Consider the following 20530-nt stretch of genomic DNA (forward strand, 5'->3'; position numbering starts at 1 on the left):
AAACCTACTTTACAATTTCAAATCATCAGGCATATTGTAATTCGCAGTATTTTATAACTTCCGGCTCAAACTTGAATTGGGTTATAAAATCTTCTTTGCCGCCTTGGTGCTCAATAAAACTGCGGCATACCCTGGCTATATTTTTTGCGGAGGTGCCGCCATTCTGAATGGGCGCCAGGCGTTTTAATTCATCAACATCAAAATAAGAATGTACCTTTTTGCCGAGTGCGATACCGGTATATACTACGGTTGAGTATTGTGTTATCAGCTCACTGCAGTTGGCTATCATATGATTGGTATTGCCATTATGATAGATCAAAGCTCCGGCTGGGGCGTATTTGCGAATCTCGGCCCGGGCGCGGTCAAACTTTTCATTAGGGTGCAGCTTAAATAATAACTGCCTTCCGTTGGCTATTTTAGCAGCATGCTTAATAAATGCGGGCCTGTTCTCAAACTTATAAGTCTCACGCATATCAGAGGTAGCCACCATTACATAATCATGAAGCGGGAAGTCATTATCAATAAACTGGGAATGATCATCATAATTAGGAATTCCGGTTACCACCAGTTTTTTACGATCGGTTCCGTTATTAGCAAAATAACTTTTGTATCCTTCCGATGCCGCACAGTATATGTCGCAAATGTTTGTTGATCCGTTTAACGAGGTATCACCTGTAAAATAAGGAGCCATACCCAGTGCTTTTACAATGCTTGTTAAAAAGGTGCGTTTATCAATCATTCCTTCCTGCACCCAAATGGCTTTGGTTTGCTTAAATTTATTGGCTACAACCATATCAGTACAGTAAACTACCAGGTCATATTTGTTTTTATTACCGCCATAATCAACCTGTAAACCGTGTTGTTGAAGGTAATTTTCAGACTTTGCCCTGAACTGCCCTTTTAACACCGTTCCATTGGCAAAAGAGGTATATTTTACAATAGCTTTTAGAAATGCCGAGTCGGGAAATAACTGGCTAAACCAGCAATCATAATCTTTAAGATGCTTTGCGATCTGGTGCATCTGAGAGGTCTGATTTATGGAACCAGTTATAAATAGGATCTTTTTCCTCATTAGGATGACGTTATAAAGATTAAAACTAAGCATTAGGTTTTGGCTTTTTGAGGCCGGTAAAAAGGGTAATATTTAGTTAATTTTTGTTTAATGTGATATTGCGAAATACGCTCAACGGGGCACATTAACAATTTGACACTTAACTATTTTTAAATAAAAAGTTTAAACTAATTGAACATTTAAAATCATAAATAATATTTTTATAGTCTATGCCAGCAACCCCGCCTTTAAGAAAGATCAGGATAGTACAGCTTACCGCTGTAATTTTCTTTACAGTATCTGGCGGGCCTTATGGGCTGGAACCTTTAATAACTTATGCCGGCGAGCATGGCGCTTTACTGTTACTATTAATAACCCCTTTACTGTGGGATGTGCCCGCAATTTTTACCGTACTTGAGCTAAACAGCATGATGCCTGTTACCGGTGGATATTACAAGTGGGTAAAGTATGCATTAGGCAACAGATGGGGCTTTTTTGAGGGCTGGTGGACCTGGCTTTATACCTTTGTTGACCTTGCCATTTATCCCGGTTTATTTGTGCTGTATGCCTCCTATTTTTTCCCGGTACTGGCTGAGTACCGCATTCCGATATGTTTGTGTGTGATATGGGCGTCGGCCGGGTTAAATATATTGGGAATTGTTCCTGTAGGGAAAACCTCCCTGTTTTTGGGCGCTATAGTATTTGCACCCTTTATCATATTGTTTACGTTGTTTTTTATTCACCATGCCGGCAACATCAGCATTCCCTCTCCCTCATTAAAAGGCATTCCTTTCCCCTCGCTGGGTATGGCATTATATACCGTAATGTGGAACTGCCTTGGCTGGGATAATGTTACCACCTATGCCGAAGAGGTTGAAAAGCCGGTAAGATCGTACCTAGTATCTGTATTTTCGGCTTTTGTACTGGTAATGGTGCTTTACTTTTTAGTGATCTTTGTTACACATCAAAGCGGGATAAGCAACAGTGTTTTGGCAGACAAAGGCTTCCCCGCCGTTGCCGAACTTTTAAGTGGTAAATGGCTTGGCGGCTTAATTGCCTTTGGTGGCATGGCAAGCAGCCTGGGGATCTATGCGGCTGTACTGCTCTCCGTATCACGCGTACCAAAGGTTATGGCTGATGATGATCTTTTACCAAAAGGATTAAACAAGCAGCATTCCCGGTTTCAAACCCCTTATGTATCTATCCTTGTTTGTTCAATTATAGTTAGCTTGATGATATTATGGCCATTTGCTGACCTGCTGATCATAGATGTTACGGTTTATGGAGCAGGCTTGTCACTGGAATATATCACCCTGATCAAACTGCGCATGGCCGCTCCTGATGTACATCGTCCATTTAAGATTCCATTGAGCATTCCCGGCTTGTGTTTAATGATAATGCTGCCGGTAACTGTTTATTTTGTTGCATTGGCAGGCGCTTTTTCATCGCAGGAACATGCAGTTTGGGCAGCAGTTTTTGCAATTACAGCTCTATCCAGCGCTGAATTGGTATGGCGGTTAATTGTGTGGAAAAAGCCATATCATAAAAACGGAGACTCGTCAATTTTTTAAACTACTGTAAAACAGCCAATTAATCAACAATGATTATTATTAGATTAAATCTATAGATTTTGTAGTAATTAATATATTTTTCTATCTTTGTCCCGGAGCAGATGAAAAGATCTCTCCGCTACAACACAGGGAGCTGGCCGGCAGCAACAGATGGTTCGATCCTATCCCCTGTATCTCTCTTCATAATTTAGGTTTATAATTGGTTAGAATGAGTTCCTGCCCTACAGGAGCTCTTCTTTTTTAATTAATGGAATTGTAAACGTCTATTCCTGCAAATGAAGGGATATCCCTGCTGTATTTCTTCCGGTAATCCTGCGGGGTAAGGCCGGTTATTTTTTTGAAAACTTCCCTAAAGGTTTTTATATCGTTATAGCCGGCATCATACATCAATAAATTAATATTCTGCGCGCCTTTTTCCAGTGCTTTTTTTGCCGACTCGATTTTAACCCTTTGCAGGTATTCAAAAGGTGTGTTTTGCGTAGCCTTTTTAAAACGCCTGATAAAATTACGCTTGCTCATATTGGTATGCCCGGCAATTTTATCAATATTAAGCTCCTGGTGATGATTTTGTTCGATGTAGTTTTGCGCTTTTAAGATCTCATCGTCATTGTGCTGATGCTGCCCTTTAAATACCGCAAAATGCGATTGGCTGGTACGATCCATATCCAAACTGAACATTTTGCTGGCCCAGATACCTATTTCCCTGCCACAAAATTTATCAATAAGGTATAATACCAGGTTTAAAGAAGAGAATGCTCCGCCGCTGGTATAGATCCCCCTATCATCAGTTATTACCATATCTGATAAAAAATTCACAGCCGGGTACCTGCTCATAATATCATCCTTATCAAACCAGTGTGATGTGCATGATTTTCCGTTCAGCAAACCGGCTTCTGCTAAAAAATAACTGCCTGAGCATAAGCTGGCCACTTCGGTTCCTTTTTTATTCATGCTGTTCATCCAGTTTATAAGCGTTTGATGTTTTTGCGGGATAACACCACGATCACCATAAAAAGCAGGAACTATAATAAGGTCCGGATTTTTCAGATCGGCTATAGCGCTGTAACCAACATATGGCTCGGGGTTGCGTAAAAATTCATTTTCTGATTTTTCACCAACCAGCATAATTTTAAAAGGGAGCGGTTTGCCCGATTCATGAAAAAGCCTGTTGGTATGGATCAGCATATCCATTGCACCCGAAACAGTAGAAAACACGGCATCCTCATGTATTAGTATCGCAATTTCTTTCATGGCTTATAAAAGTATAATTCAAATATAATAAATGCGCTTGGCATAAAAGCAACCACGCGGGTGAGATTTGACAATTTTTTACGGTTGTCAAATCTACATTTACCAGCATGACGTGTATTTTTAAGCAATACTCAACGCATTTTGAGCATATTCACGGCATTTTATAACTTCTTTAACCGCGTCAGAGCCTTCGGGTATTTTATACTCCAGCTCAATTGTTGCCGGGAACTTATATTTTTTCCTTTTCATTAATGCCAGCACTTCCTTAATTGGGGTATCACCCTGGCCCCATGGCATATTGGTACCGTCATGAAATTTGCGGTCTTTAATGTGCATACTTACTATCCTGTCGCTATTTTTCAGGATAAAATCAATCGGGCTGGTGCTGGTACCTGCAACATAATGCCCAATATCAAGGTTAATTGCATTATAATCCGACTGGCGTAATGCGGTATCCCATAAAGTAGGCGTAGCCTGTGTATGAGCATGATAACCAACATACATTTGGTGCTCGGCTGCTTTATCGCCCAAACGTTGCGTTTGTTCATCATCCTCCGGCAGCTCAACCGTAACATGATTACATCCAAGTGCTTTGCCGGCGTTAAATGCATAGTTAATTTCGGCATCCGTATTTTTTGCTCCCAATGCATTTGGTTTCCACGCATAGATCTTAACGCCTGCATCATTATACATTTTGCGCAGCTCAATAAATTTATCCATTGATGCATTTAAACGCCAATCAGCCATTTTAGCTGCAAAGTCTGTACTACTGTCCCATTTAGGGGCGCCTGCATAAGCTTCGGCAGCATCGCCCATCATTTCAATGGCGTTAATGTTGCAATCTTTGCAGTATTGTAATAATTGTTCGGCACTGCCGGGCATGCTCCGGAATGAGTAAGTAATAACGCCCACCTGCACGCCATTGATCATTGAATTGGGTTTGCCATCTGCAAAAATTGAATTTGCAAATGAGGCTTTCGAGGCCAGGGCCATACCAGCTGCTGCAAGTACCCCGGTGCCTATAAACCGCCGCCTTGAAAGGTTTTGTTTTTCCATGCTGTTTATAACTTAGTAGGAAGGAATAATAGGTTGTTTATAATTGGTAATCAAATTTAGAATTTTTTACTAATAGGCAATGTCACCGCTTAGTAACGATTCTGTTCCTGTATTGACTGCTGAAAACGGTAAACGTTACAAAAAGAGTAAAAATAAACTTTCATTACATTTTGAAAGTTTTATAACATTAGTATATTTGTATATGGAGTTACCTGAGGCAAAGCAAAAGTTTATTGAAGCGTGGGGAAAGTTAGGTTCTGAGTGGGGTATAAACCGCACTATGGCCCAGGTACATGCCCTATTGCTGATAACTCCTGAAGCGTTAACTACAGAAGAGATCATGGAGTCGCTCAGTATTTCGCGTGGTAATGCCAACATGACCCTGCGCGATCTGATAGGCTGGGGACTGGTTGAAAAACAACACAAGCCTGGTGAGCGTAAAGAATACTTTTTTGCCGAAAAAGATACCTGGACCATTGCCCGCCAGGTTGCCAAAGAACGCCGCAAAAGGGAGCTCGACCCTGTAATTAAAATTCTTGATGAACTATCAAAAGTAAAGGGCGATGTTAAAGACCCTGCTTATAAAACCTTCAATAAATCGGTAACGGACATAAACAAGCTGGCAAAAAATGTAGACAAAACATTAGAAACTATGCTTAAAGCCGATGAAAGCTGGTTTTGGGGTTCGATATTAAAGATCTTTAAATAGATTTTTTGTTGATTCGGCCGGCCTCCGTAAAAATCACCAACCTGCATTAACCAAATAAAAGCATTATTTATATATTTGCACCGTTGGGTATAAATGCCCTCCTGAAATACCAAATTCCCTTATGGTGTAATGGTAGCACTTCTGATTCTGGTTCAGCCTGTCGTGGTTCGAGTCCATGTAAGGGAACAAAAACTTTGGGTTTAGTCCTGCCAATAATAGCAAAGCCTTTCTGAAACCGGAAAGGCTTTGCTGTTAGAAACCAACTATTTCGGTTCTTTGTTTATCACTGTTTTAGGAAGCATAAAACCAACACATACCAGCCATATAAAACCGGGAAACCTGGTTAAGGGAATCAGGGCTAGTAAATTTGGAACTACCAGGCTTAAACAACTTGCCTCGCCAATAAAAGCTATCACCAGTCCAATTATAACCAGCCACCTTGGTAAGAGTTTCATTAGACCAACAGAAACGGATATTCCGGCAATCAGAAGGCCTAACGGCACGGAATAACCCACTCCACCAACAGCAAAAGCCATATAATATAACGTGCGAATAACAGAAGCATCCTGGGCAATACCGGGATAAGCCATTACCCATAATATTGATGCTGACAAGGCAACATTGATGGCAGTTATCAAACCACCCATCAATGCGATATAGGGCCCCACTGATTTGTTGCCCAAAACCCAGAGCCTGTTCATTACCGTTACGGCAAAAAGAGCCAAAGGCACAGCTGCAATAAATTGAAAAAAACTACACATCAACACATCGTGCGGGTGGATTTGAAAGTAGGTGGTTATTGTTTGTGCCGGCTCCCAGGGCCCCGGAAAATGAGCTTGTTTGCCTGACATTGATACAACAAAAGATAACCCGGTGTTAAAGAACACCGTGAAAAGGAGGGCTAGTATTCCTAAATGTGGCCCCAGAGGTTTTTTTTGATTTGTTTCCATTTTTTTAATTTATATATGTGTATGTTAATGTAGTTTGCAATGCAAACTTAAGGTGCAAAAAAAATTATAAATGCAGGTATTTCTTAATATCGCTCACGTATTTTTCAAATGCCAATCTGCCTTTGTCTGTTAGGTTACAAATGGTATGCGGATAATTCCCCTTAAACGTTTTTAGCACTTCAACATATTCTGCCTCATTTAATTTTTTTATCTGGTGACTTAAATTGCCTTGTGTTGTTTTTGTTATCTCCATCAGGTAATTAAAATCAGCTTGTTTAATTTTAATTAAAGCCGAAACAATGGCTAAACGCACCGGGGTGTTTAAAACAGGGTCTAATTCATTATACATGTGCTACCGGTTATGCTTTTGAATATTTCAATAAATACCCGGGAACCAGGTACCCCATTGCAACAGCAATACCATGCAAAAGTGGTTTATATACATCCGGAATAAAAACACTGGTAACTGAAAATAACAGCAACAAAACTCCGCCAAACGCCAAAGGCCTGAAACGAAGCACCAATCCGGATACCAATGTACCAATTCCTCCTATCAACAATGTATAAGTAAAAGGCGGATTTGCTTTTACCACGTTGATAAATACAACCAGGATAAAGCTGATGCCCAATACCAGCCATAATTTTTTAAGGTAATAGCCAATGTATGTTTCAGACTCATACCGCTTTCCTGCATAATGTAAAAAAGAGATAATAATACCTGTAAACGCCAATATGGGAAACGGCAAAAAGAACAGTTTAAATGATGTGTAAGTATGCAGGATAAAAAAGGAGAAACTGGCTACTGCGATCAGCCATCCCCAGAGTAAAAATAAAAAGCTATGTTCTTTTATATTCTCTTTTGTTCTGGCGATCACATCCGTGATCATTTGTAAACTCTGAGCTGGGTCTAATTTATTTTCTATGGCTTCCATTGATCAATGATTTAAAACAAATATAAATATAGTTTGCAATGCAAACCAAATTTATATCTCACGGTTTTGTAAATATATTTATAGAAAGCTTCCCGCAACTTTAAACCATGTTCAATGTAATTACCCGCTTAATTGAAATGTCGCGTATCTTTATCCCATTCAAAACAAATGACCCGGCAGATTACAATAGATGATTTTTTACAATTAAGCATACCCATTGCTTTAATTGATGTGCGTACACCTGCCGAGTTTGAGCAGGGCCATATTCCGGGTGCTTTTAATATTCCCTTGTTCACCAATGAAGAAAGGGTTAAAGTTGGCACAACCTATAAACAGGTGGGTCGTGAAGAAGCCATTTTATTAGGATTTGATTTGACTGGTTCCAAATGGTCGGGTTTTATTAAAAGCGCACTGGAAATTGCGCCGGATAAAAAGATAGCTGTTCATTGCTGGCGTGGCGGGATGCGCAGCGGCGCAATGGCCTGGGCGCTTGACCTGTATGGTTTCGAGGTATTTATCATCCAGGGTGGTTATAAAAATTATCGCAGGTGGGTGCATAGCCGGTTTGAGTTAAATTACCAGCTTTGGATCCTGGGCGGGATGACCGGCTCGGGTAAAACCAGGATCCTGCAGCAGTTTAAAACCATAGGCGAACAGGTAATTGACCTGGAGGACCTGGCGCAACACCAGGGTTCATCCTATGGCACCATGAACAAAATGGTACAGCCTACCCAGGAACAGTTTGAAAACAATTTGGCGGAGGAGCTAAAGAGAATGGACAGAGGGCGCAAAATTTGGGTGGAGGATGAAAGCCTTACCATTGGTAAACGCTCTATCCCAAACCCATTCTGGCACCAGATGCGTGAAGCGGTATTGATTGATATGAAAGTTGATGCAGAACAGCGCATAACTATGTTGGTACAGGAGTACGGCAGCCTGGATAAAGATTTCCTGGCGGAATGCACCGAAAGGATCCGCAAACGCCTCGGGCCTGAACAAACAAAGCATGCCCTTGAAGCCATCCGGGAAAACCGTATGGATGATTTTATCAGGCTGGTATTGGTATATTATGATAAAACCTATCGCACCGGCTTATCCAAGCGAAACAGTGAACAAGTATTTCCGGTTGATATTAACGGGGATGACATTGTTAATAATGCCCATACAATTTTAACATTTACACAAACTATTGCTGAAAAAGCAGTGCTATCTTAATGGAACCAACAGCAATTAAACTTACGCAATACTCTCATGGCGCCGGCTGCGGCTGCAAGATCAGCCCGGCTATCCTTGATAAAATTCTTCATAGTCCAATAACCGCACCACCAGATGCAAGGCTGTTGGTGGGTAATGATAAACGGGATGATGCCGCAGTTCTTGACCTGGGCAACGGCACGGCACTGATCTCGACCACTGATTTTTTTATGCCGATTGTGGACGATGCCTATGATTTCGGGCGCATTGCATCTGCAAATGCCATTAGTGATGTTTATGCCATGGGCGGCAAACCGGTACTGGCTATTGCCATATTAGGCTGGCCGATAGATAAGCTCCCACCTGAAACCGCTCAAAAAGTATTAGAAGGTGCAAGGGCCATTTGCGCCGAAGCAGGGATTACTTTAGCAGGAGGCCATAGTATTGATTGCCCTGAGCCTGTTTTTGGTTTAGCCGTAAATGGACTGGTTGACATTCCTCACCTTAAACAAAACTCAACCGCAACAACAGGATGCCGCCTTTACCTTACAAAAGCGCTGGGCGTAGGCATTTTATCAACAGCGCAAAAAAGAGGCATATTATTGCCTGAAGACGCAGCAATAGCTTTGCAAAGCATGACCACCTTAAATAAACCGGGTGAGCTATTTAGTAAAATAGACGGCGTTAAGGCAATGACCGATGTAACCGGCTTTGGTTTGCTGGGTCATCTTTCAGAAATGTGCGAAGGGAGTGGTTTATCTGCTGTTATTGAGTTTAAGAAAGTTCCGGTGATAGCTTCCTTACCGGCTTATCTTGCCCAAAAATGTTTTCCGGGCGGCACGCAGCGAAACTGGGATAGCTACGGGCATAAAGTTGGCTCATTAACCGATGAGCAACGATACATACTTGCCGACCCGCAAACCAGCGGAGGCTTGCTGGTAGCTGTAGCAGAAGAAAGTTGTGCGGAATTTGAGCAATTGCTAAAAGAACTACAACTTGGGTTTAACTCATTTGGTTGGCTAAAGCCACAGGATGACGGATCATTGATAACGGTTATTTAATATAGCTAACTGTCTGCCTGTTGCTTTTTGAAGCTGCAGAACAGAAAGCTTTGAGTAGTATGGAATGGCGTTAAATGATCTTCATTGATACACCTGATCTTTTCAAAATGCTTGTTCAACTGATTTTTTAACTGCATTTCAGAATATTGTTTAACAGGTAAGCCACTGCATTTTTCGGGACCGTTTTCTGAAAAGGTGCTGATTATCATGTAATTATTAATGGCGCCGTGAGCGATAGCTAAATACTGATCGATCTGCTTTTCCTGCGTTAAGAAATGAAAGGTGGCGCGGTCATGCCAAAGATCGTAATGATCTTCCGGTTGAAAATCGATAATGTCTGAAATGATCCAGTTTACGGCTTTGCTTTTTTTGCCGAGGCGTTTTTTCGCCTTTATTAATGCTGCCGCAGATATGTCAAGTACGGTAATATTTGTGAAGCCTTCCTGCAACAGGTAATCAACCAATTTACTGTCCCCACCACCTATATCAATTATCTTAGCGTTTTTAGGCAGATTAAACGCATGTATAAAATCAAGAGATGTTTGCGGGATGGGCTGGGTCCAACTCACTTGTTGAGCGCTTTGGGTTTTATATACTTTTTCCCAATGCGCCTTTTTATTTTCTTTCATGGATAATCGTCATCTTTGAAGAATTAAAGGTCCTGATATTTATTTGAATATGAAAAAAAATGCTTTTATAATACTGGTATGTTTATTGGGTTTAACGATTTCCAATATAAAGGCGCAAACATCACCCGCCACTATGTCAATGCCGGGAATTAGTAATCCCTGGACCAATAGTCAATTGTTAGAGCCCGCCGAACTGGCTGCGGATATTAAAGCAGGAGAAACAAAAACACCAATTATCTTTAATATCGGCGCGGTAGAAGATATTAAGGGCGCCATACATATCGGTGCAGTTAGCAGTGCAGAAAACCTTGAAAAATTAAAGGAGGCAGTAGCAGCACTATCAAAAAATACAGCGATTGTTATTTATTGCGGATGCTGCCCATTTGCCAAATGCCCTAATATCCGCCCGGCTTTTATTGAGCTGCAAAAGTTAGGCTTTACCAATGTAAAGTTGCTTAATTTATCAACCAATTTAAAAACAAACTGGATTGCAAAAGGCTATCCTTTGACCAAGCCATAACAAGTTATATTGAGCATAACAGCCCTTTCTTTGTTTCTCAGCAAATAAACTTATACCCAATACTCCGGATGTTCATAATCTGGATCCCGGGTTCATCTTTTAGCAGTTTGCGCAAATGGGTCATAAAAACATCCATGCTGCGGGTGTTGTAATAACTGTCATCACCCCAAATTTTCAGCAACACATTTTGCCGTTCCAGTACAGTATTTTTATGTAGTATCATCATTTCCAGCAGGGCCATTTCTTTAAAGGACAGGGCAAATTCCCCCGTTGATGTTTTTAGTTTTTGATGCACGGTATCGAGTGTGCAACTGCCAAAATGATAAATGGTTGCTGTTTCATTGGCAATTGCTTCTTTTGGAGTGCCGGATCTTTTAAGCAGGGCTTCTATCCGTACCAGCAGTTCATCCATGCTGAACGGCTTTTTCAGGTAGTCGTTACCCCCGCTTTTAAAGCCTTTAACAATATCTTCGGTGAGTGCTTTTGCGCTTAAAAAAATAATAGGTAAATGCGGATCAGCTGCCCGCAGCTCATTGGCAATTTCGTAACCATCCTTTGATGGCAGCATAATATCAAGGATACAAAGATCCGGCTGCATGGCGCGGTATTCTTCCATTGCCCTGCCTCCGTCTGCAACCAGCTTAACGGTATAACCACTGCTTTTTAAGCCATCGCTAACAATGCGGGCCAAAAAAGGCTCATCCTCTACATATAATACTTTATAGCTCATACAGCAGCCGGTAATATAATTATAAAATTGCTTCCTCTCCCCTGTTCGCTTTTAATGGAAATGCTGCCCCCGTGTTTGCTGATGATCTGTTTTACATAATGCAGGCCCAGGCCCGATCCTTTTACATTGTGCCTGTCATTAACTCCCGGGATCCGGAAAAAACGGTCAAACACTTTTTCCTGGTAAACACCTGCTATCCCCGGGCCATTATCTTTAAAGCTTAACGTGATGTTGTTAGCCGAACACTGGCAGCTGATCTGCATTTCCATTTGCGGACCGGCATATTTTATGGCATTATCAATCAAATTATAAAACACATTGGTAAGGTGTAAAGGGTCGCCGTTTACAAAACAGGGCTCATTAGCTAACGATAGATGAATGGTTGATTTGCTGTTGTCCAGTTGTACCTGCATGGAGGCTACCACTTGTTTTAACCCGGCCTGCACATCGTACAGTTCTTCGTGCATAATGTTGCTGGTTTCCTCCTCCTGGCTTAGGTTCAGTACCTTTTCTATCATCAGGTTCAGCCGTTGTAGTTCATGCCTGCTGATATCAAGATAGTTTTGCAATTTTTCCGGATCATTAACCAACTGATACTTGGTGATGGATTCCAGCGCTACAGATATGGTGGCAACCGGTGTTTTAAATTCGTGCGTCATGTTACTGGTAAAGGTGCTTTTGGCATCGGCATATAACCGCTGGTTGCGGATCAGCTTTAACAAAAAGTAAAATACCAGGCAGGTAAGCAGGGTCATCAGCAATGATGAGAAAAGGTAATAACGCATTTGGTATATAACAACGCCGTTTAATTCATTTACAATCAACCGGTATTTGTGCATGCTTTTTAAGTTATAAGAATACTTGCCAGAATGATAGGCTGCGGTATTATACGCAGATTGAGGAATGGTCATGGATGTAAGTGTGTCTTTTCCGTAACCATATAAAGCATATTGTTTACTTTGATTGATGCCCAATCGTGCGAGCTGCCTGCTTACGGTAGAATCCATTGTTTTAATGTCACGATTGTCAATTCTTACTACCTCACCAGGCGATTCATCGTTCCACCTGAGGTCAGTTGCTGATGCTTCTTTTTTTGTTGAATGATTGTTGAACACGATCTCTATTTGAACAACTGAGCTGTCTGATCCAAGGCCATAGTGGAATTTGCTATGTACACCATTTATTTTCAGATCATCAAAAGCCTGCCGCATTTGCAGCCATTGGGGCGATAAAAAGAACTCTTTAAAACGATCGCCACGCTTACCGGATCCAGCGATTGATGCGTAAATGGTGTGGATTGCGGAAGTACTGACAACCCGCTCCAGATCTTTTTTTAACTGATCCTTTTGTGAAACAAACAGTTGCCTCAACCATACCGCCTGCAAAGCAATACTCACCACCAGCGAAAGGACGATAAGCGGGTAAGCATAACGGGAGCTGAACCATTTCATAAAGCTAATTTGATAATAATAACAGGTAATCTGATAGCCCCTTGTACGATTTAACTCTATTTAACCGAGTTTAACTTTGGTTTAGGAAGCATCATACTAAGTTTGGTGAAAATTATTCATGAAAAATATTTTTACTTTTCTGTTAGCATTTATACTATTTCCGGCGCTTCTATCGGCACAAAACAATAACCTGAAAGGAACGGTTCATGACAATAAAGGGAACCAACTTGATGGCGTCAGTATTTCTTTAAGCAAGGATGCGAAAGCACCGGTTGTGCGAATTTCAGATAAGGGTGCATTTGTTTTTACTAATATAACCGCCGGGACATACCAGCTAACAATAAGCCTGGTTGGTTATGAAACCATAGTGCGTAATATTAAATTGCCTAAAGACACATTAACACTTATTTTAACCCCAACTACCAAACAACTAATCGAGGTAACCATTGCAGGCAGCAAACCTTTGATTGAAAGGAAAATTGACCGGGTTGTATTTAACGTTGAAAACAGCATTACTGCCAGTGGCGGCACCGCCTGGGATGCATTGAATAAAGCCCCGGGTGTACAAACTACTTTTGATGGCACTATAAAAGCCAATGGGAAGGGCGTTACTATTTATCTTGATGATAAGCCCATAAGGCTCTCTGGCGAGGACTTGAGTGCGTATCTCAGAAATTTACCTTCGGATAATATTGCAAAGATCGAGATCATGGCAAACCCAACGGCCCGTTATGATGCGCAGGGTGGTGCGGTGATCAACATCATCTCAAAAAAATCAAAGGTACAGGGTTTAAATGTTATTGTTAGCGGTGCTTTTACACAATCGGCACATGGCAGTTATACTTCGGCGGCCAGCTTTAATTACCGTAAGGATAAGCTGAACATTTATGGCAATTACGGCTACAGCTATCGCGATAAGGAGCATAACGAAACCGAGTACATTATTTTTGAAACCCCGCAAAGCTATTCTTACTGGGATAACAATAAGATTGGCGAACGCAAAGGCAGGGCAAGCAGCTATAAATTAGGCCTTGATTATAACCTTACAGATAAACAGGTGATCGGCTTTTTAATAAACGGCACCAATAGTACCAATAACCGCATTAATAATGTGCAAACTAATATTTATAACAACCACCAGAGCACTATTGATTCTCTTTTAAAAACCACTAATAATACCGGTGGCAATACAGACCAGCTCAGCTATAACCTCAATTATAAAGCCAGGCTGGATACTGTTGGCCAAACGTTTAACATCGACCTTGATTATACGCCATACCGTAACAACGGGAACCAGGCGGTTAACAGTTTATCGTATTTGCCAAACGGCAGCATGGCTTCCACCCCCTATGGCATCAGCACATTTTCAAAACAAAAGATCGATATCTGGTCGGGCAAGGTGGATTATACTTATGCCTTCAACAAAAAATGGAATATGGAAACCGGCGTTAAATACAGTAACATCATCACCCACAACGGCTTTAACTTTTTTAATAATAGTACCGGGCTACCGCAGCTTGATCCAAGCAAAAGCGACCAGTTTGAATATACTGAAACCACCTCTGCTGCTTACGCAAGTGTTAATGGCACGCTTGGTAAATGGAGTTTAGAAGCAGGCTTACGCGGCGAATACACGCTCACCAAAGGCTACAGCGTAACACTTGATTCCCTTAACCGCAACAGCTATTTCCATTTGTTCCCTACTTTGTTTTTAACCTATGCTATCTCAAAAGATCATGAGCTAAACATCAGTTACAACTATCGCATCAACCGGCCCGATTACTGGCGACTTAACCCTTTTAAATATTATACCAGTCCGTACACTTATTTGGAAGGAAACCCATCGCTACAGCCTGCATTTATCCAAAGTGCCGAAGTTGGCTATACCTACAAACAGCAATATAATTTCAGCTTATTCTATCGCCAAACAAACGGTTATTTCAGCAATATAACGGTGCAGGATAATACGGATAAGATATTTTATGATACCCAACGCAACCTGGATAAGAGTTTAGAAACGGGTTTTACTTTGTCGGTTCCGGTGACCCCGGCCGATTGGTGGGAGATCAATAACTATATCCAGGGATCATACCGGCAAGAGAAGTCTGGTTACCTGCAGGGCAGTTATGACTACTATACATTAGGGTTGTATGCAAATACCAATAATGCCTTTACCATTAACAAAGCCAGCGGATTAAAGGCCGAGATCAGCGCCTGGTATTCATCGCCAACCATCCAGGGTATTTATAAACTGGATCGCACTTTTGATGTGAGCGCCGGCGTTCGCAAAACTATATTAAACAAGCAGGGCACTATCAGGCTGGCTGTTAATGATATTTTTTACGGAAACCCCTATCGCATTAATGTAAACTACCTGAACCAGCGTAACGGCTTTCATGAATATAACGATACCCGTAACATAGCCTTAAGCTTTAGCTACAAAATAGGTCACAAAAAAATTGCTGACTCCCGCAAAAGAGATGGCGCCAGCGAAGATGAAAAACGACGTGCACAATAACATAAATCAAATTAATATGAAAATTATCAGCTTTGTAGCTTTGCTACTACTTGTAAATACAACCTTTGCCCAGGTAAAACGGGTTGACAAATTACTTGATTCCTGCATCAAAAAAAACTTTAACGGTGCAGTACTCATCGCTAAAAACGGGAAAATTGAATACCTTAAATATACGGGCATAGCCAACCGGCATTACAATATTAAGTACTCAAACCAAACCATATTCCATTTATTTTCGGTTACCAAAACGTTTACCGCGGCTTTAATAATGCAATTGGTTGAGCAAAAAAGGATCAATTTAGATTCGACGATATCAACCTATTACCCTGATTATAAAGGCGAAGCTGCTAAAAAATCGACTATCCGGAACCTGCTCACTTATACCAGCGGCATGTATCATAAAGACCTGGACGGCCGGCAAATGTTGCTTGAAGCTTACAGTAATGATATATGGCCGCTGGATACTTTTATAACCCGCTATGTTTCTGAAAAGCTGATAGATACGCCCGGAACTAAATTTAATTATAACAACGGCGACTATATTTTACTGGGTAAGATAATTGAGAACGTATACGGCAAACCTTATGAGCAGGTATTAAAGGAAAAAATACTGATTCCGCTTAAAATGAATCATACAGGCTTGCTGCACCACGAGGATATTATAAAAAATATAGATGAAGGTTATTCAAACCAGGAAGGCAGCACAACTGCGCTTTACACGGCGACTAATTTTTACATAGATAATTATTATTCCGCAGGTGGGATTTATTCAACGCCTACTGACCTGCTTAAATTCGACCAGGCTATTTTTAACCATAAAATATTTAAAAAAGAAACGGCCGACCTGATGCTTACCTCGTATCCAAAACTTGGCGATGTGGCATTTGGCTTTTGGGTATACCCTAAAAAGTTTGGGAAAGTGAATACCATTTTTGTCGAAAGGCAGGGCACCGGCTACGGGCACCACTCCAACTGGATCCATTTGATTGATAAAGGGCTTACGTTTATTTTACTCTCAAATACCGATACGGTTGATTTAAATAAGATGCGGATGAGGGTGATTGCGGCTTATTTGGGGCAGTAGTAATTATTATAGCGGATGGTGTCTTTTCACACTGTCACAGTGTTAGTGTTGTGATAGGTGTGACAGTTATCTAATCCCGAAATAGGTTTATCCTTCCTTATCACACTTTGTCACGCTGTCACAGTGTTATGGCCTATGATAGTGTGACAGTGATTAAATAGATATCTTATTTCAGTGATATAAAACAATGCTTATACCTTATTTAATATATTATTTTTTATTTTATATAAAGATTATAGTATACCTCTATATTTTCATATTTAAAATTTGACCCTGAGGCATTAATCAATATTTAAAATCTGAAATCTTAATTTATTTCATTTAATCCCGAAATTGGCTTACCCAACTGTCACACTATCACAGACAGTAACACTGTGACAGGTGTGACAAATAAAGGTTCGGAAGATTATAAAAAATATTCCTTCTTGCCCTTGTTGGTTTCGTCACTAAGAGTGTTCGAAAGATTCGTTGTCTCTTACAGTAAGAGCCTTCGGCTCGATACATCTTGTAACAACGGGTTTCAACCCGTTGAGTACTATCATACCACACTTACAGAGTGCCGTCGGCACGATGCATAGCGATCTTCGGAAGTATTTGCCGTTTTGCATGGATTTATATGGACCGAACCTATGGTTCTCTTTTATCTGCTTTTTATAGCCAACGGATTAAAATCCGTTGTTACAATATAGGTCGAGGCTCCGCCTCTGGTAATTCTTTTTTAGCGTTTTGGAAATGAGGAGCTATAAATCTTTCGAACACTTGTAGAGCTGTCTCCAACAAAGGCGTAAATAAATTTTTCCATCCCCTCTGTCCGGAATTCAAAGATGGAACTGTCTTTTAATACAAATGATACCTTTTGGTGTTATTGATTTAAATATTATCTGATTAAATTTAATTAAAAATCCGATGGAAAAATTTATGCTGATAGTAAGGGAAGACCTGGCAAGAATTGGTCGCCTTACCGTAAAAGATCGCCTTTCAGAAGGCCCGGACATGCTGGGCTGGGTTCAGTCACTGTCAGAATCAGGCAATTATATTAGCGGGGAGCCGCTGGCGATAAAAGGCCGGTATGTAACTAAAGACGGGGTACAGTCTGACGGCCCCTTTATTGAGGCAAAAGAAGGTGTAAGTGGTTATGATCTGATCTGGGCCGAGAACATAGAACAAGCTACCGCCATTGCACAAAGCTGCCCCATGGTAATGGCGGGGTTTGCCATACGCGAAGTAAGACCGGTACAACCATTTCCCGGTAATGGGGAACAAAGTTAGTCTTGAGTCGAAAGTCTTGAGTTAAGAGAATGTTGGCCATAAACTCGCCACATAGCAACGTCCAATAGCCCCACCTAAATCCTCCCCGGTTGGGAGGACTTGAAAAAAATAAAAGCGGGCGAAGCTAAAGTCTCCCCTACCGGGGGAGATTTAGAGGGGGCTACTAAGCTTTTGCGAAGAATCACATTTGTGATATCCTTAACTTAATATTAGTTCTTTTAACCGGCAACAAACCCCCATTATGAATATAGTACAGCAGGAAGTTGACACACTTTACAAGGAGCACTTTGGAAAAATGGTTGCCTCCCTGCTATATTCCTTTCGGGACCTTGACCTGGAAACGGTTGAGGATGTTGTACATGATACATTTTCTTCGGCCCTTACCTATTGGCAGCAAAAAGGAATCCCGGCAAACACAAGCGGCTGGCTCTATAAAGTTTGCCGGAACAAAGCCCTGAATAAGCTAAAGAAAAACAACAGGCTGGTAAGCCTGGACGAAAAAACAGATCAAAGATCGGCAGAGATCGGGTTCAATGAGTCAGTACTGGATGATCCGCAATTGAGGTTATTATTTGCCTGCGCCAATCCTGATCTGTCGCCTAAAACGCAGGTTGTTATCACCCTTAAATATGTTGTAAACCTGAAAGTTGAAGCCATTGCCCAGGTTTTGGGGATGACGATAGACGGTGTGGATAAGCTACTTTTACGAGCACGGCAAAAAATAAAAGGCGAAAAGATCCTTTTGGAGGAGCCGCACGCATCGGCATTAAAGCAAAGGCGGCCTATCGTTCACAAAATAATTTACCTCACCTTTAATGAGGGCTATAAATCATCCGGCAGTAAAGAAGTTTTACGCGAAGACCTTTGCGAGGAGGCCTTGCTTTTAAACAAGGGGCTCATCGATAGCAATTTAGGCAACAAAGACTCGCTGGCACTGCAGGCGCTGATGCTGTTTAACAGCGCGAGATTTAAATCAAGGTTCTCTTCTTCCGACAAACTTTTGGATCTCGAAAACCAGGACAGAACACTTTGGAATAAAGATTTGATCCTGCTGGCAGAGGATTTTTTAACGAGATCACATAGCGAAGCCCTCTCTAATTACCATGTGGAAGCGGCTATTGCTTATAAACATTGCTCAGCTGTAAGCTTCAAAGCAACAGAATGGGAAACAATAGCAGGTTTATACAAACATTTGCTGCACAGCAATCCCAACCCGTTTGTTGAATTAAATTACGCCATTGCATTGTATTACGCGGGAGAAAAACAGTCCGCATTTAAGCTGTTAAATGAGCTGCAGCAGCATGCCTTTTTTAATCAGTATTATTTGCTGAGTATGACGCTTGGGAAGTTTTACCATTTGGAGGGAGATGATGGTTTGGCGAAGCAATATCTGCTGAAGGCCTATGATCAAACTAATAATGTGAAAGAGCGGGATTTTATTGGGCGGATGATGGAGGGGTTGGAATAACCCCCGAAAAGCGTTTTGTCATTGTGAGCGCAGCGTGGCAATCGCAAACTTTACAGAGCGAATAGAAAGATGTAGAACTTGTATTGGTGGTTGTGCACGGCGTGAGATTGCCGCGCTGCGCTCGCAATGACAAAGGGGCTTAATTCTTTCCCCTCACCCCTACTTTATACCCGCTTGGCGTTATCCCTTCAATCTTTTTAAAGGCCCGGCTAAAATAATTGAGGTTATTAAACCCTGCTTTAAAGCATGCTTCAGAGATGCTGTTGTAGGGGTTGTTCATCAGCTGCTTGGCCAGCAGGATGCGCTCTTTTATAATATAATCAACCGGCGAAATCCCCAGCTCATGTTTAAACGCACGGAAAAAGCTTGGCTTGCTCATAAATGCCATCTGGCTCAGGGCATCAATATTCAACTTTTCAGTAAGGTGAACCCTGATGTATTCCAGCACATAGGCAAACCTACTGCCCGCAGATAGCTCGTGGATATTATCGTGGATCTCGTGCAGATTTTGCATCTGCATAATACGGATCAGCAATTCCTTTAAGGTCAAATTAGCCAGCACATCTTTGGTCAAAGCAGCGCCGGTACTAATGCGGATCAGCTTATTGATAAGCTGGGCCAGCTCGTAATTATTAAAAAAGTGGAACTGGTTATAGTTTAGCTTCCAGGTATGCCTGTCTTCGCGCGGGTAATTCTCGTTCAAAAAATCAAGCGTATTCATTATCTCCTGGTGGTTTATGGCCAGCGCCGTGCACTGCGAGGGCTGATTTGCCGAAGCCTCAGGGAAATCAATCTTCATGGTGATGTTTGGCGGCACTATCACCGTTTCGCCGGGCAGGTAATCAAACCCCGGCTGATCGAACAAATGCATTACCTTTTTCCCCCGAAGCATACTGGTAATTACCAGGTCGCTAAAGGTTAAAGGCACCAACTCGCTGCGCTCATAGGTTTCAAATATGTTAAGCTCACAATGGTTCATGGTGTAAGCCTTTCTATTTTCAACAAGCGTTCTGATCTCTTTCTGGTTTGAAAGCGATAACGGGTTTACCAGGTTTCTATTGGTCATGGCTAATGCCTATTTGTGTA

At 41.4% G+C, this 20530-nt stretch carries 19 protein-coding genes; 9 read left to right on the forward strand and 10 right to left on the reverse strand.

Features of this window, described 5'->3' with window-relative positions:
- Positions 1-25 precede the first annotated feature (25 nt).
- On the reverse strand, positions 26-1072 hold the full coding sequence (locus tag BUE31_RS11650; RefSeq protein ID WP_073403574.1) for a hypothetical protein: 1047 nt from the start codon (positions 1070-1072) through the stop codon (positions 26-28).
- A 209-nt stretch (positions 1073-1281) separates the two neighbouring features.
- On the opposite strand from BUE31_RS11650, the gene BUE31_RS11655 reads away from it, so the two are divergent.
- Positions 1282-2622 (forward strand): APC family permease, encoded by a 1341-nt coding sequence (locus tag BUE31_RS11655; RefSeq protein WP_073403576.1) that lies wholly within the window; start codon positions 1282-1284, stop codon positions 2620-2622.
- Positions 2623-2862: 240 nt separating this feature from the next.
- Here BUE31_RS11655 and BUE31_RS11660 read toward each other — a convergent pair whose 3' ends face one another.
- Together BUE31_RS11660 and BUE31_RS11665 are read right to left on the reverse strand one after the other, a co-directional pair.
- Entirely contained in the window at positions 2863-3873 is a 1011-nt protein-coding gene (locus tag BUE31_RS11660; RefSeq protein ID WP_073403578.1) for a GlxA family transcriptional regulator, read from the reverse strand.
- Positions 3874-3993: 120 nt separating this feature from the next.
- Entirely contained in the window at positions 3994-4929 is a 936-nt protein-coding gene (locus tag BUE31_RS11665; RefSeq protein WP_073403580.1) for a sugar phosphate isomerase/epimerase family protein, read from the reverse strand.
- Between the two features lie 79 nt (positions 4930-5008).
- On the opposite strand from BUE31_RS11665, the gene BUE31_RS11670 reads away from it, so the two are divergent.
- On the forward strand, positions 5009-5638 hold the full coding sequence (locus BUE31_RS11670; RefSeq protein ID WP_234997801.1) for a GbsR/MarR family transcriptional regulator: 630 nt from the start codon (positions 5009-5011) through the stop codon (positions 5636-5638).
- A 263-nt stretch (positions 5639-5901) separates the two neighbouring features.
- On the opposite strand, the gene BUE31_RS11680 is transcribed toward BUE31_RS11670, so the two are convergent.
- The 3 genes from BUE31_RS11680 to BUE31_RS11690 form a co-directional block, all read right to left on the reverse strand.
- Positions 5902-6588 carry a hypothetical protein gene (locus tag BUE31_RS11680; protein ID WP_073403582.1) on the reverse strand — a complete coding sequence of 229 codons (687 nt, stop codon included), beginning with the start codon at positions 6586-6588 and terminating at the stop codon, positions 5902-5904.
- Between the two features lie 64 nt (positions 6589-6652).
- Complete coding sequence (locus tag BUE31_RS11685) at positions 6653-6937, reverse strand: winged helix-turn-helix domain-containing protein (RefSeq protein WP_073403584.1); 285 nt, start codon at positions 6935-6937, stop codon at positions 6653-6655.
- 10 nt (positions 6938-6947) lie between these two features.
- The gene (locus BUE31_RS11690; protein WP_073403586.1) at positions 6948-7520 is read right to left on the reverse strand and encodes a hypothetical protein; all 573 of its coding nucleotides are present in this window, start codon (positions 7518-7520) and stop codon (positions 6948-6950) included.
- Positions 7521-7688: 168 nt separating this feature from the next.
- On the opposite strand from BUE31_RS11690, the gene mnmH reads away from it, so the two are divergent.
- Positions 7689-8735, forward strand: coding sequence for a tRNA 2-selenouridine(34) synthase MnmH (gene mnmH / locus BUE31_RS11695; protein WP_073403588.1), 1047 nt, complete (start codon positions 7689-7691; stop codon positions 8733-8735).
- Positions 8735-9775 carry a selenide, water dikinase SelD gene (gene selD / locus BUE31_RS11700; protein ID WP_073403591.1) on the forward strand — a complete coding sequence of 347 codons (1041 nt, stop codon included), beginning with the start codon at positions 8735-8737 and terminating at the stop codon, positions 9773-9775. Before mnmH ends, selD begins: the two co-directional genes overlap by 1 nt.
- A gap of 5 nt (positions 9776-9780) precedes the next feature.
- On the opposite strand, the gene BUE31_RS11705 is transcribed toward selD, so the two are convergent.
- A complete protein-coding gene (locus BUE31_RS11705) occupies positions 9781-10404 on the reverse strand; it encodes a class I SAM-dependent methyltransferase (RefSeq protein ID WP_073403593.1) in 624 nt (207 codons plus the stop codon).
- A gap of 49 nt (positions 10405-10453) precedes the next feature.
- Here BUE31_RS11705 and BUE31_RS11710 point away from each other — a divergent pair, with 49 nt between their 5' ends.
- Complete coding sequence (locus BUE31_RS11710) at positions 10454-10924, forward strand: rhodanese-like domain-containing protein (protein ID WP_073403596.1); 471 nt, start codon at positions 10454-10456, stop codon at positions 10922-10924.
- A gap of 37 nt (positions 10925-10961) precedes the next feature.
- Here BUE31_RS11710 and BUE31_RS11715 read toward each other — a convergent pair whose 3' ends face one another.
- Together BUE31_RS11715 and BUE31_RS11720 are read right to left on the reverse strand one after the other, a co-directional pair.
- Positions 10962-11654 (reverse strand): response regulator transcription factor, encoded by a 693-nt coding sequence (locus tag BUE31_RS11715; protein ID WP_073403598.1) that lies wholly within the window; start codon positions 11652-11654, stop codon positions 10962-10964.
- Positions 11651-13105: a sensor histidine kinase gene (locus BUE31_RS11720; RefSeq protein ID WP_073403600.1), complete on the reverse strand. Its 1455-nt coding sequence runs from the start codon at positions 13103-13105 to the stop codon at positions 11651-11653. The genes BUE31_RS11715 and BUE31_RS11720 overlap by 4 nt, the downstream gene beginning before the upstream one ends.
- 118 nt (positions 13106-13223) lie before the next feature.
- Between BUE31_RS11720 and BUE31_RS11725 the strand changes: the two genes are divergently transcribed.
- From BUE31_RS11725 to BUE31_RS11740, 4 genes are all read left to right on the forward strand, one after another.
- The gene (locus tag BUE31_RS11725; RefSeq protein WP_073403602.1) at positions 13224-15623 is read left to right on the forward strand and encodes a TonB-dependent receptor; all 2400 of its coding nucleotides are present in this window, start codon (positions 13224-13226) and stop codon (positions 15621-15623) included.
- 16 nt (positions 15624-15639) lie between these two features.
- On the forward strand, positions 15640-16707 hold the full coding sequence (locus BUE31_RS11730; protein WP_073404280.1) for a serine hydrolase domain-containing protein: 1068 nt from the start codon (positions 15640-15642) through the stop codon (positions 16705-16707).
- A gap of 906 nt (positions 16708-17613) precedes the next feature.
- Entirely contained in the window at positions 17614-17976 is a 363-nt protein-coding gene (locus BUE31_RS11735; RefSeq protein WP_073403604.1) for a YciI family protein, read from the forward strand.
- Between the two features lie 241 nt (positions 17977-18217).
- A complete protein-coding gene (locus BUE31_RS11740) occupies positions 18218-19444 on the forward strand; it encodes an RNA polymerase sigma factor (RefSeq protein WP_073403606.1) in 1227 nt (408 codons plus the stop codon).
- Between the two features lie 139 nt (positions 19445-19583).
- Here BUE31_RS11740 and BUE31_RS11745 read toward each other — a convergent pair whose 3' ends face one another.
- Positions 19584-20510 (reverse strand): AraC family transcriptional regulator, encoded by a 927-nt coding sequence (locus tag BUE31_RS11745; protein WP_073403609.1) that lies wholly within the window; start codon positions 20508-20510, stop codon positions 19584-19586.
- Between the last annotated feature and the right edge of the window lie 20 nt (positions 20511-20530).

It is taken from the genome of Mucilaginibacter sp. OK098 (assembly GCF_900142915.1).
Lineage (GTDB): Bacteria > Bacteroidota > Bacteroidia > Sphingobacteriales > Sphingobacteriaceae > Mucilaginibacter.

Excerpts from the sequence above, each read along its gene's own strand:
- BUE31_RS11685 (WP_073403584.1), bottom strand. The coding sequence starts at position 6,937 with ATGTATAATGAATTAGACCCTGTTTTAAACACCCCGGTGCGTTTAGCC.
- BUE31_RS11745 (WP_073403609.1), bottom strand. The coding sequence starts at position 20,510 with ATGACCAATAGAAACCTGGTAAACCCGTTATCGCTTTCAAACCAGAAA.
- BUE31_RS11735 (WP_073403604.1), top strand. The coding sequence starts at position 17,614 with ATGGAAAAATTTATGCTGATAGTAAGGGAAGACCTGGCAAGAATTGGT.
- BUE31_RS11725 (WP_073403602.1), top strand. The coding sequence starts at position 13,224 with ATGAAAAATATTTTTACTTTTCTGTTAGCATTTATACTATTTCCGGCG.
- BUE31_RS11650 (WP_073403574.1), bottom strand. The coding sequence starts at position 1,072 with ATGAGGAAAAAGATCCTATTTATAACTGGTTCCATAAATCAGACCTCT.
- BUE31_RS11720 (WP_073403600.1), bottom strand. The coding sequence starts at position 13,105 with ATGAAATGGTTCAGCTCCCGTTATGCTTACCCGCTTATCGTCCTTTCG.
- BUE31_RS11655 (WP_073403576.1), top strand. The coding sequence starts at position 1,282 with ATGCCAGCAACCCCGCCTTTAAGAAAGATCAGGATAGTACAGCTTACC.
- BUE31_RS11740 (WP_073403606.1), top strand. The coding sequence starts at position 18,218 with ATGAATATAGTACAGCAGGAAGTTGACACACTTTACAAGGAGCACTTT.
- BUE31_RS11710 (WP_073403596.1), top strand. The coding sequence starts at position 10,454 with ATGAAAAAAAATGCTTTTATAATACTGGTATGTTTATTGGGTTTAACG.
- BUE31_RS11670 (WP_234997801.1), top strand. The coding sequence starts at position 5,009 with ATGTCACCGCTTAGTAACGATTCTGTTCCTGTATTGACTGCTGAAAAC.
- BUE31_RS11660 (WP_073403578.1), bottom strand. The coding sequence starts at position 3,873 with ATGAAAGAAATTGCGATACTAATACATGAGGATGCCGTGTTTTCTACT.
- BUE31_RS11730 (WP_073404280.1), top strand. The coding sequence starts at position 15,640 with ATGAAAATTATCAGCTTTGTAGCTTTGCTACTACTTGTAAATACAACC.
- BUE31_RS11715 (WP_073403598.1), bottom strand. The coding sequence starts at position 11,654 with ATGAGCTATAAAGTATTATATGTAGAGGATGAGCCTTTTTTGGCCCGC.
- BUE31_RS11680 (WP_073403582.1), bottom strand. The coding sequence starts at position 6,588 with ATGGAAACAAATCAAAAAAAACCTCTGGGGCCACATTTAGGAATACTA.
- BUE31_RS11690 (WP_073403586.1), bottom strand. The coding sequence starts at position 7,520 with ATGGAAGCCATAGAAAATAAATTAGACCCAGCTCAGAGTTTACAAATG.
- selD (WP_073403591.1), top strand. The coding sequence starts at position 8,735 with ATGGAACCAACAGCAATTAAACTTACGCAATACTCTCATGGCGCCGGC.
- BUE31_RS11705 (WP_073403593.1), bottom strand. The coding sequence starts at position 10,404 with ATGAAAGAAAATAAAAAGGCGCATTGGGAAAAAGTATATAAAACCCAA.
- mnmH (WP_073403588.1), top strand. The coding sequence starts at position 7,689 with ATGACCCGGCAGATTACAATAGATGATTTTTTACAATTAAGCATACCC.
- BUE31_RS11665 (WP_073403580.1), bottom strand. The coding sequence starts at position 4,929 with ATGGAAAAACAAAACCTTTCAAGGCGGCGGTTTATAGGCACCGGGGTA.